Raw genomic sequence first — 13,148 nt, 5'->3', positions numbered from 1 at the left:
GGCCTGAAGTCCACTCCCCGGTCCCATGTCGGGGGGTGCTATTGTCGACGCCATGACGCAGCAGATCCGGGCGCTGGTGGTGGATGACTCGCAGGCCATGCGGCGCAGTCTCATGTACGCGCTGCAGCGGTTGGGCTCGTGGCTCCACACCGACGAGGCGCACGACGGTGCCGAGGGCCTCAAGAAGCTCACCCTCGGCCGCTACGATCTCATCCTCACCGACATCAACATGCCGTTGATGGACGGACTGAAGCTCATCCGTCACGTCCGGCAGACGGACGCGTACCGCACCGTCCCCATCGTGGTCATCACCACCGAGTCCGCCGTCGAGGATCGCGAGCGCGCCATGGCGCTCGGGGCGAGCGCCTACCTGGTCAAGCCCGTCCAGTCCAAGGTGGTGCAGGACACGGTGAAGAGCCTGCTGCGGCTCGAGTAGGGCTGTCGGCCGGGCGGGCGCCTGTCTTCGAGCCGACCTCCGCACCCCCTCTCCTGGGCTCCAGGCGTCAGAGGGACAGGGACCGGAGGGTCAGTTGTTGCTTGGGGACTTGCGTCCCACTAAGACGCACCCCGTCATGGCCATGAACGAGCGTTACGAGCCGCAGGCAATCGAGAAGAAGTGGCAGACCCGTTGGGAAGAGGCGCAGGTGTTCCGGGCAGGCAAGCGCCCGGGGGCACCCAAGAAGTACATCCTCGAGATGTTGCCGTACCCCAGCGGGAAGATGCACATGGGGCACGTGCGCAACTACCTCATCGGTGATGTCTACGCGCGCTTCTTCCAGATGAGGGGCTACGACGTGCTCCACCCCATGGGGTGGGACGCCTTCGGCCTGCCGGCGGAGAACGCGGCCATCAAGGACGGCGTGCACCCGGCGGTGCGCACCCGGGAGAACATCGACTCCTTCAAGAAGGAGATCCGCTCGCTGGGCTACAGCTACGACTGGACCCGCGAGGTGAACACCAGCGAGCCCGAGTACTACCGCTGGAACCAGTGGTTCTTCATCCAGATGCTGGAGCGTGGGCTGGTCTATCGCCGCTTCAGCAAGGTGAACTGGTGTACGGGCTGTCTGACGGTCATCGCCAACGAGCAGGTGAAGGATGGCGTGTGCGAGCGGTGCGAGTCGCCGGTGGTGGACAAGGAGATGCCCGAGTGGGCGTTCCGCATCACGAAGTATTCGCAGGCGCTGCTGGACGGCCTGGACGAACTGAAGGAGTGGCCCGAGCGCATCACCTCGATGCAGCGCAACTGGATCGGCCGCTCCGAGGGCGTGGAGGCGGACTTCAACATCCAGGGCAGTGACGCGCGCCTGCGCGTCTTCACCACGCGCATCGACACGATCTACGGCTGCACCTACGTGGTGCTGGCGCCGGACCACAAGCTGGTGTCGCAGATCACCACGCCCGCGCAGCGCGCCGAGGTGGAGGCCTTCGCGAAGAAGATGGCGGCCATCTCGAAGACGGATCGCACGGCCGAGGGCGCGACGAAGGAGGGTGTCTTCACGGGCGCCTACGCCATCAACCCGTTCAGCGGCCAGCCGGTCCCCATCTGGGTCGCCAACTTCGTGCTGTCCGACTACGGCACGGGCGCGGTGATGAGCGTGCCGGCGCACGACGAGCGCGACTTCGAGTTCGCGCGCAAGTACGCCCTGCCCATCAAGGTGGTGGTGCAGCCGGCCTCGGGCGACAAGCTGCCCGCGGGTGACACGCTGGAGTTGGCGCACACCGAGGATGGCGTGCTGGTGGACTCGGGCGAGTACTCCGGCCTGCCCTCGGCCGAGGCGCGCAAGAAGATGGGCGAGAAGCTGAAGGCCGAGGGCCGCGGTGAGCCCAAGGTGACGTACCGCCAGAAGGACTGGGGCTTCAGCCGCCAGCGCTACTGGGGCACGCCCATCCCCATCGTGTACTGCGAGAAGTGCGATCCCGAGCGCAAGGGTCAGCCGGTGCCATTGGCGCAGCTGCCGGTGCGCCTGCCGGAGATCGACACCCAGGCGGTGCTGACGGGCAAGGGCGAGCCGCCGCTGGCCAAGGTGCCCGAGTGGGTCAACACCACGTGTCCCAAGTGCGGTGGCCCCGCGCGGCGCGAGACGGAGACGATGGACACCTTCGTCGACTCCTGCTGGTACTTCGCGCGCTACCTGTCGCCGCACTACGACCTGGCGCCCTTCGATGCGAAGGAGGCGCAGCGCTGGTTGCCGGTGGACGTGTACGTGGGCGGTCCCGAGCACGCGGTGATGCACCTGCTGTACTTCCGGTTCTGGACGCGGGTGATGAAGCTGCTGGGCCTGAGCCCGGTGGACGAGCCCGTCACGCGTCTGGTGACGCAGGGCATCGTCAACGGCCCGGACGGGCGGAAGATGTCCAAGCGCTGGGGCAACGTGGTGGCGCCGTCCTCCATCGTGTCCAAATACGGCGCGGACACCGCGCGCACGTACGTGCTGTTCGCCGGCCCGCCCGAGCGTGACTTCGACTGGTCCGACGACCAGGTGGAGGGCGCGTTCCGCTTCCTGAAGCGGGTGTGGACGCTGGCCGTCCAGCACCACGGGGTGGCCGGGGCCACGCACGACGGGGCCTTCGAGGGCAAGGCGCTGGAGATCCGCCGCGCGGCGCACAAGTGCCTGAAGCGGGTGGGGGAGGCCATCGAGCGGCTGTCCTTCAACACCGCCATCGCCGGCTCCATGGAGTACGTGAACGCGCTGTATGCGCTGGGCACGCCGGAGACTCCCTCGGAGAAGGCGGCCATGGCCGAGGCCATGCGGACGCTGACGGTGGTGCTGGCGCCGTTCGCCCCGCACCTGTCCGATGAGATCGCCGAGTCCTACGGCGCGAAGGACTTCGTCGTCACGCAGGGCTGGCCGGAGTTCGATCCATCGCTGGTGGTGGACGACGTGATTCCGTACGCGGTGCAGGTGAACGGGAAGCTGCGTGCGGAGATCCGCGTGCCGGCGGACGCGGCCGAGGCGGACGTGAGGGCCGCGGCCGAGTCGGACGAGCGGGTAAAGGCGGCCATGGCGGGCAAGACGCTGCGCAAGTTCGTCTTCGTGCCCAAGCGGCTGGTGAACTTCGTCGTCGGCTGAGACGGGAGGCCCGGTGCCGGCCGAGGTCCTCGTCATGTGCACGCGGTGCGGTCGCCCGCAGCGGGCCGGGGCGGGCTTCTGCTCGGCGTGTGGTGCGGAGCTGCCGGAGGCGCCCCTGCCTCCGGGGGCCAGCACTCCGGCGGCGCCCTTCCTCTCGGCGGAGCTCGCGGGTGGGCGGGTCCTCACGGGCGTGGGCAATCGTCTCTCCTTCCGTCCGGGCGCCTCCGCCACGCCTTTTCTCCTCGAGCTGCCAGGTCTGCGCCGGCTCACCCTGGTGCACCGGCCGCACTACGAGGTCCTGATCCTCTCCGCCGTGGCGCTGGGGGTGCTGCCCTTCGTTCCGGGGCCGGTGCGGGTGCTGCTCGGCCTGCTGGCCCTGGTGGGCGTGGCCCTCGCCCTCACCGAGCGGCGCTATACGCTCGTCCTGGAGTCCTCGGGCGCGGTGGAGACGCGCTGGGATCTGGGCTCCGTGCGGCGGGGCTCTCCGATGGAGCAGCGGGTGCGGGCCGCCTGGCTCACGCTCTCGGACGTGGTGCGCGCGCGCGGCGTGCAGGTGAGCGAGCCCTCCTCCTCGAGACGGGGCACCTCGGACGCTTGACCGCCGGGCTCGCGCCGCTACTGTGGGCGCCATGTCCCGGATGCGCGTGGTGGGGTGGGTTCTCCTGTTGTCGGGCCTGGGTTGCGGCTACCGCTTCACGCCGAGGGGCGCGGGGCTGCCCGGGGGAGTGCGCTCGGTGTGCGCGCCCGTCTTCCGCAACAACACGCCCGAGCCGGGCCTGGAGGTGCTCTTCACCCAGAACTTCCGCCAGGAACTGGTGCGCGCCGGGGTGCTCGGCGGAACGGGGGCCTGCGAGGCCACCGTGGAGGGCGTGGTGATGGGTGTGAACAGTGCGCCCACGACCGTCGCCGAGCCCGTTTTCAATGGGAACACGAACGCAGCCCCCCCACAGCTGGCCAGCTATCGCGCTACCGCGACGGTGCTGTTGAAGCTGATGAGGGATGGACGGGTGCTGTCGGAGACGACGGTCTCCGGGAGCGAGGACTTCCTGCCGGGCACGACGAGCGTGACCGGCGATGTTCTGGAAGTCGAGGCCAACCGTCAGGCCGCGCTCCACCGTCTCTCAGAGACGCTGATGCGCGAGGGGTACGATCGGCTGGCCAGCAACTGGTGAACGGCGCGACGACTACTTCGCGGCGGCCTTGGCGCGGTTGGTGGCCTTGGCGAGCCGGGAGATGCGGCGCGAGGCGGCGCGCTTGTGGATGACGCCCTTGGACGCGGCCTTCGAGATGGTGCGGGTGGCGGCCTTGAGGGCCTCGCCGGTCTTCGCCGCGTCCTTGGTGGTGGTGAGGGTCTCGCGCAGGCTCTTGACGGCGTCCTTCACGGTGGTGCGGACGTTGACATTGCGCGCGCGGCGCTTCTGGGCCTGGCGGTTACGCTTCTCTGCGGACTTGGTGTTGGCCAAGGTGATCTCCAGCTTACTTCTGTGGAAAAGAGGCGCCGTACCTACTCTTGGCGCCTACCGAGCGTCAAGGTCTGCGTGATCCGTGCCATCGTCCGGACGCCCGGGAAACATCAATCAGCGGTCTCCGAAGGCATATTCCCAACGCAGGCCGGCGGGATCCCGGAAGGAGATCCGGCCGATAGCGCCCGGGCCTTCCAGGACACTGCCCGGGGAGGTGCTCTCCAGGGTGGTGCGCAGCCGCTCCACCGCCGCGGCCGAGGGCGCCCCGAAGGTGAAGGTGGCGGGGGAGGGGGCGCTGGGGCCCTGGGTGAAGGTGAGCCGGTACATCCCGTCGCTGTAGACGGCCTCGCCGGTGCCTCCCCGCTCGGCGCTCCAACCGAGGAGCGGGGCGGTGCGATCCCAGAAGGCCCGCTGGGCGGCGAGGTCCGCCACCGGCAGCCGCAGCGCGATCAGGGGCGCCCGGGGGACCCGGGCCGGAGGGGGCAGGGCCTTCTCCACCGTCTTGGCGGCCTGCCAATGGCGCTCCATGTGCTCCAGCGTGGCCTCGCCCAGGGCAACACCCTCGGCGCGCAGGGAGGACTCGATGTGCTGGAAGCGCGTGGTGAAGCGGCGGATGGCCATTCGCAGCGCGTCCTCGGCCGGCGTCTGGAGGAAGCGCGCGAGGTTGGCCAGGGAGAAGAGGACGTCGCCCAGCTCGTGCTCCAGCTCGTCCCGGTTCCCCGAGGCGATGGCCTCATCCAGCTCGCCCAGCTCCTCGTACAGCTTGGCGCGCACCTCCTGGACGCCAGGCCAGTCGAAGCCGATCCGGCTGGCCTTCTCCGTGAGGCGCTCGGCGCGCAGCAGGGACGGGGCGCCCGTGGGCACGCCGTCGAGCACCGAGCCCTCGCGGCCCGTCTTCTTCTTGCGCTCCTGTGCCTTCAGCTTCGCCCAGTTGGCCAGCGGCTGCGGGGTGCCGTCCGCCTGCTTCTCACCGAAGACGTGGGGGTGGCGGCTGGTGATCTTGTCGCCGATCGCCTGGGCCACATCCGCCATGGAGAACTCTCCCAGCTCCTCGGCGAGCCGGGCGTGGAAGACGATCTGGAAGAGCAGATCCCCCAGCTCCTCGCACAGGGGGCGCCACGGCCCGCCCTCGGCCACCCGGTCCATCTCGTCGAGCACCTCGAAGGCCTCTTCGATCAGGTAGGGACGCAGCGAGCGCAGATCCTGCTCCCTGTCCCACGGGCAGCCGTCCTTCGCTCGGAGGCGGGCCATGATTTCCACCATCCTGTCCAATTGCTCCCCTGCTGCACTCATGGTTCCAGCTCCTCTCCAGGCGGGCGGGCTCGTGTAACACAGTGAAACCACTGGGGGGTCGTGACAACTTCCGTGGGGGGAGCGCGTCGCCTATCATCCGGAACTCGAATGCCGCGCCTTTCCCTCTTGCGCTTCCTGCCACTGCTGCTGTGCCTCGCATTGTGGATGCCCGTGCGACAGGCCCATGCGCAGAAGCCCCAGCGTCAGCCGGCCCCCTCTGCAGCACAGAAGCCCGGTTACCAGGATCCTTCGATGTTGGAGCCGGAGGAGATGGCGGTTCCCGAGGAGATCTCCGACGACTCCTCCGACGAGGAGACGACGGACGAGGGCTCCACGCGTCACGGCCGTGGCAAGAACCGCAAGGGCCACAAGTCGAAGGGCGAGGGGACCGAGGAGGAGGCCATACCTCCAGAGGGGAAGGTGGTGGAGACCCCGGCGGCCCCCGCGAAAGCGCAGCCCGCCGCGCCCGCGCCGGTGGTGCGGCCTCCGCCTCCGCCCATCCTCGCCCCGAGGGTCACCGACGCGGATCTGCAGGCCGCCTGGGACAAGTGGCAGAAGGCGGTGGCCGCGCTGGACATGGAGGCGGCCCGGAAGGCCCAGCAGGAGCTGATTTCGCTCAAGGACGACGTGGCGGCCCTGGACATGGAGGCGCTCAGCATCGGCTTCATCCGCGCGGCCGAGGGGCGGCGCAAGGCCAACGACTCGGGCGGCGCGCTGCAACTGGTGGAGCACGCGGTGTCGCTCTCGCCGAACCTTCCCTACGCCCGGCTCGCGCTCGCCGAGGCCTATGCCCGCCGCTCTCCTGGCGACGTGGGCGCGTACTCCCGGGAGATCAAGGCCGCGGTCGCGGTGCAGTTGAAGGATCCACGCTACCGGCGCCCGGCGCTGGCGGACCTGGGGGCGGTGCTCCTGATGACGGTGCTGGCCACGGCGGCGGTGGTGGTGGGGGTGCTCTTCCTGCGCCGGGTGCGCTTCTTCCTCCATGACTTCCACCACCTCTTTCCGCGAGCGGCGGCGAGGTGGCAGTCGGCGGCCCTGGCGGTGCTGCTGCTGATCGGCACCCCGCTGGCGCTGCGGCTGGGTCTGGTGCCCGTGCTGCTCATCCTGCTGGCGTCGGTGGCCATGTACCTCTCGACGATCGAGCGGGCGGTGGCGGTGGCGCTGCTGGTGGTGGCGGCCTTCGTGCCGTTCGCCGCCGGGAAGATCGCCCAGTCCTCGACCTTCGCCGGGACGGTGGCCGAGGACGTCTACGTGCTGGAGCGCGGTGGACTCGCCGCGGAGCCGGTGGCGGAGCGGGTGCGCGCCCGGCACGAGAAGAAGAAGGCGGACTTCGCGGAGCTGTACGCGCTCGGGCGCTTCGAAGCTCGGCGGGGTCAACTGAACGAGGCCATCGCGCACTACAAGGCCGCGGCGGCCCTGCGCTCCGGGCATGCGGGGCTGATGACCAACATGGCCAACGCGATGCTGGCCCTGGGCGATGCGGACGGGGCGGCGCGGCTCTACGCCGAGGCCTCGGCGGCGGACCCGGGCCTGGCCGCTCCCGCCTTCAACCTGGCCGAGGTGTACCGCCGCCGTGCCGCGGTGGCTCCGGACTCGGAGATCGGCTCGGAGAACCAGAAGGCGCGCGATGCGCTCAATGCCGCGCAGCGCCTGGATTCGACCCTGCTGATGTGGCAGCGCCCGCCGGATGATCGCCTGTTGATGAACCGGCTGCTGATCAGCCCACCCATCGCCGAGGCGGATCTGCCGGTGACGGAGGACACGGTGGCGGCGGAGCGCGTGGAAGCGCAGCTGTCGCGCCGGTTGCTCGGGGGAGGCTCGGGTGCCACCGCCTGGGGCTTGCCGGTGCTGGGCGCGCTGGGCGCCCTGGCGCTGGGCTTCGCGCGCAAGGCCTTCAAGGCCTCATACGAGTGCGAGAAGTGCGGCCGTCCGGTGTGCCGGCGGTGCGACAAGGAGCTGGGCGTGGCCAGCAAGATGTGCGCCCAGTGCGTCAACGTCTTCTCGCGCAAGGGCGCGGTGGAGGCGCGTGTCCGGGCCCGCAAGCAGATTGAAATCGAGCGCAACCGCCGGTGGGAAAGCGGCGTGTCGTACGCCTTCGGCGCGCTGGTGTCCGGCGCGGGCCACCTCTTCCACGGGCTGGCGGTGCGCGGCGCCATCTACGCCTTCTTCTTCCTCTTCGCGGTGTCGGGGGTGCTGCTGCGCTCCGGGGTGCTGCGCTCGCCCTACGGCGAGGCGCCGCTCTACCTCAAGCTGGCCCCACTGCTGCTGCTGCTCATCCCCCTCCACCTCTTGACGTTGCGCGGGCTGTACCGCCGCCAGAACGAGTAGACCGGAACGACGATGGCCCTGACGGGAACCCTCAAGGACTTCGGCATCGCGGACATCCTGCAGCTCATCGGCCAGCAGCAGAAGACCGGTGTTCTGTACCTCAAGAGCAAGGATCAGGATGTCCAGGTCTACTTCCGGGACGGCAACATCGTCCGTGCCGAGAGCATCACCCGGAAGAAGAAGGACCTCATCGGCAGCATGCTGGTGCGCGCGGAGATCATCACCGAGCAGCAGCTCGAGAGCGCGCTGGAGACGCAGAAGCGCACCCTCAAGCGGCTCGGGGACGTGCTCACCGCCAGCGGCGCCATCACCGCCCAGAAGCTCAAGCAGATGATGCAGCTCCAGGTGACGGAGACCCTCTACGGGCTCTTCTCCTGGAAGGCGGGCACCTACGAGTTCAAGCAGGAGGATGTCCAGGCGGACGGCGAGTCCATCACGCCGCTGCGCGCCGAGAGCGTGCTGATGGAAGGCTTCCGGATGGTGGACGAGTGGCCCCACGTCCGGAAGAAGCTCCCCCACGAGGCGATCACCTTCGAGCGGATCAAGGAGCTGCCCGCCTCCAAGGCCAAGGAGAAGGAGGACGACTTCGACGCCGCCTTCGACGACGCCTTCTCCGAGGAGAAGAAGGACGAGAACAAGGGCGAGTTCAAGTCCATCGGCAGCTCCGAGCGCAAGGTCTACGAGCTCATCGCCCCCGGCCGCGACGTGCGCAAGCTGGTGGACCTCAGCTGCATGGGCGAGTTCGAGACATGCAAGGCGCTCGTCAACCTGCTCAACCTCGAGTACGTCCGCGCGCACCAGTCCTCGGGACGCTCCGTCTCCGCGGGTGGCGCCGGCCTGCTCGTGCGGGTGGGCGGCATGGTGGCCCGCGCCGTCGTCACCGTGGTGGTGCTGGCCGCGCTCGGCTTCGTCGGCTCCCGGTTGCGGCCGGACACCTGGGACCTGGGTGATGACTCCGCCTCCTCGTTCGCGGACCCGGCGGCCCAGCGGCTGCTGGCCACCGCCCAACAGGCCCGAATCCAGGCCGCGCTGGAGGTGTTCCGGTTGGAGAAGGGAGCCCTCCCCGAGCGCCTCGATGCCCTGGTGGAGGTGGGTCTCCTACAGCGGGAGGACCTGCGCTACCCATGGCGGGACGACTATTATTATCGCCGTACGTCGGACCGGCAGTTCATCCTCCTGTCTCCCCTGCGCTAGGAGGGCCGCTTGCTTCCGCCTTTCGCTGCTTGCGCGAGGACGTTAGCTTGAAGTGAGGTTGGATTTTCGGAAACCCCGCCCCGAGGGATTGGACGCATTGCGAAACCCCGCCACTGTAGAGGCTCAAGCAGCAGTCAGCCCCACCTCCGCCAAGGTGGACGTCCGTGACAACGCGACGACCCTGGCGCTCTGCGGCAACCAGAACGAGAACCTGAAGCTCATGGAGCGCCGCCTCGGCGTCCGGATCGGACAGCGGGGGACCGAGCTCCATCTGTCCGGACCGGCGGATGCCGTGGCCTTCACGGTGCGGCTGGTGGAGAACCTCGAAGGCGTCATCCGCGCCGGGCGCCCCGTCTACCGCGAGGACGTCGAGCAGGCCATCAAGGTGCTCGGCCGTGGCGGCGCCGAGTCGCTCCAGGACGTCATGCTGGGCCCCGTGCTCAAGAGCTCGGGCAACCGGCAGATCTCCCCCAAGAGCATCGCGCAGAAGCGCTACGTGGACGCCATCCGCGCGCACGACATCGTCTTCGGCATCGGCCCCGCGGGTACCGGCAAGACGTACCTGGCCATGGCCATGGCGGTGTCCTTCCTGCAGGAGCGCAAGGTCAAGCGCATCGTCCTGGCGCGCCCCGCGGTGGAGGCCGGCGAGAAGCTGGGCTTCCTCCCGGGTGATCTGGCCGAGAAGGTCAACCCCTACCTGCGCCCGCTCTACGACGCGCTGCACGACATGATGGCCGTCGAGCGCGCCACGCACCTCATCGAGGAGGGCGTGGTGGAGGTGGCCCCGCTGGCCTTCATGCGTGGCCGCACGCTCAACGACTCCTTCGTCATCCTCGACGAGGCGCAGAACACCACCATCGAGCAGATGAAGATGTTCCTCACCCGCCTGGGCTACAACAGCAAGGCGGTCATCACCGGCGACGTGACGCAGGTGGACCTCCCCGTGGGCAAGGCCAGCGGCCTGCACCACGCGCGCTCCATCCTCAAGAACGTCGAGGGCATCAACATCTCGGAGTTCACCGAGGTGGACGTGGTCCGTCACCCGTTGGTGCAGGAAGTCATCCGCGCGTACGATCGGTATGATGCGGCGCAGCAGGCAGCCAAGGAGGCCGCCAAGGCGCTGGACAAGGACGCCGAGGGATCCGAGGTGCCGCAAGCGGCTGGCGCTCCGGAACCCGACACGGCAACCCCTTGATTTTCCTGGACTGTCTGACGGCCGAGCAGGCAAGGGCGGCGGAATCTGCTTCCGCCGCCCGCTTTGCTTGAAGAACCCGTCACGCCTCCCATAGGTTGAGCAATCCCATGGCCGAACCGGACTCGTCGCCCCCCGGACCCAGTCCGCTGGACGCACTCGCGCATCGCTTCCGGATCAGCCCCCGGTGGGGCCGGCGCCTGACGAGTGTGGTGTTGCTGCTGGCGGTGTCGGTGGCGGCCGGCTTCGTCATCTCCCCGGGCCTCTATAGCCAGCAGATTCCCGCCCTCACCGAGGAGCACCTGGGCAAGCCCTTCCGGGCGAGCTCCCCGGCGGGCTTCAAGGCGGGGCGGGACTACGAGATCGTCCACCAGGCGATGACCGAGCAGCGGCGCCAGGATGCGCGCGGCGCGGTGCGGCCGGTGTACGACCTGAGCCCGGGCGTGGTGACGGAGATCCGCGCGGCGGTGAGTGGGGCCTTCGCGGAGATGCGCCAGCGTCTCAAGGAGAAGGCGCCCGTCGAGGAGCCCGCGGCGGAGGGGGTGGAGGGACGCAAGCCGCGCAAGTCGGCCCTGCCGCCGGAGGAGCGTGAGCGCCAGCGCCGTGAGCTGGACGCGCTGCGGGAGGACTTCCAGGTGCTCCTGTTCGGGCGCAGGGACGCGGCGCTCGAGTCCGATGACTTCCAGGCGCTGTCCGCGGCGCACTTCTCCGACGCGGTGGAGGCGGCCACGCTGGCGCTGGTGGAGCGTGCGTATGGCTTCTCCGAGCCCGCGCCCGTCTACATCGCCAACTCGCGCGAGGAACTCTCCCGCGAGGGCCCGCAGGGCATCACCATCCGGGACTTGAGGCACAGCGGCGAGCAGACACTGCCGGGCACGGCGCCCACGGTGGTGGACGTGCGCGAGGCGCACACGGAGTTGGATCGCTTCGCCTCCATTCCGGGCAACCTGCTGCCGGACGCGCCGGGTGTGCAGCGGCGCGCGGTGCTGCGGCTGGCCAAGCGGCTGGTGCGGCCCAATGTCACCATCAACCTGGCGGAGACGGACGCGCGGCGGCGCCAGGCGGCGGCGGCGGTGAAGGACGCCGTCATCTCCATCAAGAAGGGCCAGCGGGTCATCGGGGATGGCGAGCTGGTCAATGAGACACACCTGGTGGCCATCCGGGGCATGCGAGCGCAGACGGACCGGTTGGACCAGGTGCAGCTGCAGGTGGGCGGCACGGGATTGGTGGCGTTGCTCATCTCGGCCACGTACGTCTTCTGCCGGGCGGCCTTCCGGCGCTTCCGGCCCACGCGCAAGGACGGGGTGTTGCTGGGCCTGCTGCTGGTGACGAAGCTGGGCCTGCTCCAGCTGTGGGTGTCCATCGCGGACGCGGTGCAGGACCGGTACACGGTGCTGCCGCTGGAGGCCTTCTATTACGCGTTCCCGGTGGCGGCCGGGGCGATGCTGGTGCGCTTCGTCCTCTCCGAGGAGCTGGCGCTCTTCTTCGCGCTGGTACTGGCGTGCCTCTCCGGGGTGATGCTGGGCAACTCGCTGTCCTTCGGCATCTACGCGCTGCTGGGCTCGCTGGTGGCGGCGGATCGCATCACCAATGCGAAGGACCGCGTGGGCATCTTCAAGGCGGGCCTGTCCACCGGGGCGACCAACCTGGTGGGGGTGCTCTGCCTCTTCCTGGCGGAGGGCAAGGGGCTCACCAGCGACACGCTCCTCACTGCGCTGTTCGCCTTCATGGGCACCTCGCTGGCGGTGCCGGTGGTGGTGATGGCGCTCACGCCGCTCATCGAGTCCGTCTTCGGCTATGCGTCGGACCTGAAGCTGCTGGAGCTGGCCAACCTCAACCACCCGGCCCTCAAGGAGCTCATCGTCCAGGCACCGGGCACCTACCACCACTCCATCATCATCGGGACGCTGGTGGAGAACGCGGCCGAGGCCATCAACGCCAATCCGCTGCTGGCGCGCTCGTGCGCGTACTACCACGACATCGGCAAGGGCCGGAATCCGCTCTACTTCGGCGAGAACCAGAAGGGCGACAACAAGCACGACAGCCTCGCCCCGGCAATGAGCGCCGTCATCATCAAGCGCCACGTCACCGAGGGGCTGGAGATGGCGCGCCAGTACCGGCTGCCCAAGCTGGTGGCGGATGCGATTCCTCAGCACCACGGCACGCGGCTGGTGGGCTACTTCTACCACAAGGCCGTCAAGGATCAGGAGGGCAAGGAAGGCGCTCCGCCCATCGACGAGAGCATCTTCCGCTACCCGGGTCCCAAGCCCCAGTTCCGCGAGGCGGCGCTGGTGATGATCGCCGACGCGGTGGAGGCCTCGACGCGGGCGCTGCCCGAGCCCACCACGGCCCGGTTGCAGGCCCAGGTGCAGAAGATGATCAACCTCATCTTCTCCGAGGGCCAGCTGGACGAGTGTGACCTGACGCTGAGGGACCTGAACCTCATCGCCCAGTCCTTCCTGCACACGCTGGAGGGCATCTACCATGCGCGCCCCGAGTACCCGGCGGGAGCGCTGCAGGCGGGTCCGAAGGGGGCGGCGCTGACGGTGGCCGCGGGGACGAAGCAGGACGGCAAGGCGCGCTCGGCGGGGACGGGCACTTGAGGCG

Annotated in this window: 10 protein-coding genes; 8 read left to right on the top strand and 2 right to left on the bottom strand. The window is 69.1% G+C overall.

Translation table 11 applies throughout. The features are described 5' to 3' along the window. The first annotated feature begins 52 nt into the window (after positions 1–52). From DAT35_RS16310 to lptE, 4 genes are all read left to right on the top strand, one after another. Positions 53–436 carry a response regulator gene (locus tag DAT35_RS16310; protein ID WP_108067963.1) on the top strand — a complete coding sequence of 128 codons (384 nt, stop codon included), beginning with the start codon at positions 53–55 and terminating at the stop codon, positions 434–436. A 136-nt stretch (positions 437–572) separates the two neighbouring features. Then, positions 573–3,071 (top strand): leucine--tRNA ligase, encoded by a 2,499-nt coding sequence (gene leuS, locus DAT35_RS16305; RefSeq protein ID WP_108067962.1) that lies wholly within the window; start codon positions 573–575, stop codon positions 3,069–3,071. A 13-nt stretch (positions 3,072–3,084) separates the two neighbouring features. Continuing rightward, positions 3,085–3,669 (top strand): zinc ribbon domain-containing protein, encoded by a 585-nt coding sequence (locus tag DAT35_RS16300; protein WP_108067961.1) that lies wholly within the window; start codon positions 3,085–3,087, stop codon positions 3,667–3,669. Between the two features lie 31 nt (positions 3,670–3,700). Continuing rightward, the gene (lptE, locus tag DAT35_RS16295) at positions 3,701–4,243 is read left to right on the top strand and encodes an LPS assembly lipoprotein LptE (protein WP_233261512.1); all 543 of its coding nucleotides are present in this window, start codon (positions 3,701–3,703) and stop codon (positions 4,241–4,243) included. A gap of 12 nt (positions 4,244–4,255) precedes the next feature. Here lptE and rpsT read toward each other — a convergent pair whose 3' ends face one another. Together rpsT and mazG are read right to left on the bottom strand one after the other, a co-directional pair. Then, entirely contained in the window at positions 4,256–4,534 is a 279-nt protein-coding gene (gene rpsT, locus DAT35_RS16290; RefSeq protein WP_108067959.1) for a 30S ribosomal protein S20, read from the bottom strand. A gap of 114 nt (positions 4,535–4,648) precedes the next feature. Further along, a complete protein-coding gene (gene mazG / locus DAT35_RS16285) occupies positions 4,649–5,827 on the bottom strand; it encodes a nucleoside triphosphate pyrophosphohydrolase (RefSeq protein WP_108067958.1) in 1,179 nt (392 codons plus the stop codon). 108 nt (positions 5,828–5,935) lie between these two features. On the opposite strand from mazG, the gene DAT35_RS16280 reads away from it, so the two are divergent. The 4 genes from DAT35_RS16280 (at position 5,936) to DAT35_RS16265 (ending at position 13,144) form a co-directional block, all read left to right on the top strand. After that, complete coding sequence (locus DAT35_RS16280; protein ID WP_108067957.1) at positions 5,936–8,155, top strand: tetratricopeptide repeat protein; 2,220 nt, start codon at positions 5,936–5,938, stop codon at positions 8,153–8,155. A 12-nt stretch (positions 8,156–8,167) separates the two neighbouring features. Beyond that, positions 8,168–9,349 carry a DUF4388 domain-containing protein gene (locus DAT35_RS16275; protein WP_108067956.1) on the top strand — a complete coding sequence of 394 codons (1,182 nt, stop codon included), beginning with the start codon at positions 8,168–8,170 and terminating at the stop codon, positions 9,347–9,349. A gap of 97 nt (positions 9,350–9,446) precedes the next feature. Then, positions 9,447–10,544, top strand: coding sequence for a PhoH family protein (locus DAT35_RS16270; RefSeq protein ID WP_108067955.1), 1,098 nt, complete (start codon positions 9,447–9,449; stop codon positions 10,542–10,544). Positions 10,545–10,651: 107 nt separating this feature from the next. Then, a complete protein-coding gene (locus DAT35_RS16265; protein WP_199242918.1) occupies positions 10,652–13,144 on the top strand; it encodes an HD family phosphohydrolase in 2,493 nt (830 codons plus the stop codon). The last annotated feature ends 4 nt before the right edge of the window (positions 13,145–13,148 follow it).

The sequence above is a fragment of the Vitiosangium sp. GDMCC 1.1324 genome (assembly GCF_003044305.1).
Classification (GTDB): domain Bacteria; phylum Myxococcota; class Myxococcia; order Myxococcales; family Myxococcaceae; genus Archangium.
The sequence above is the reverse complement of the archived record's forward strand: the minus strand, read 5'-3'. Positions and strand labels throughout refer to the sequence as shown.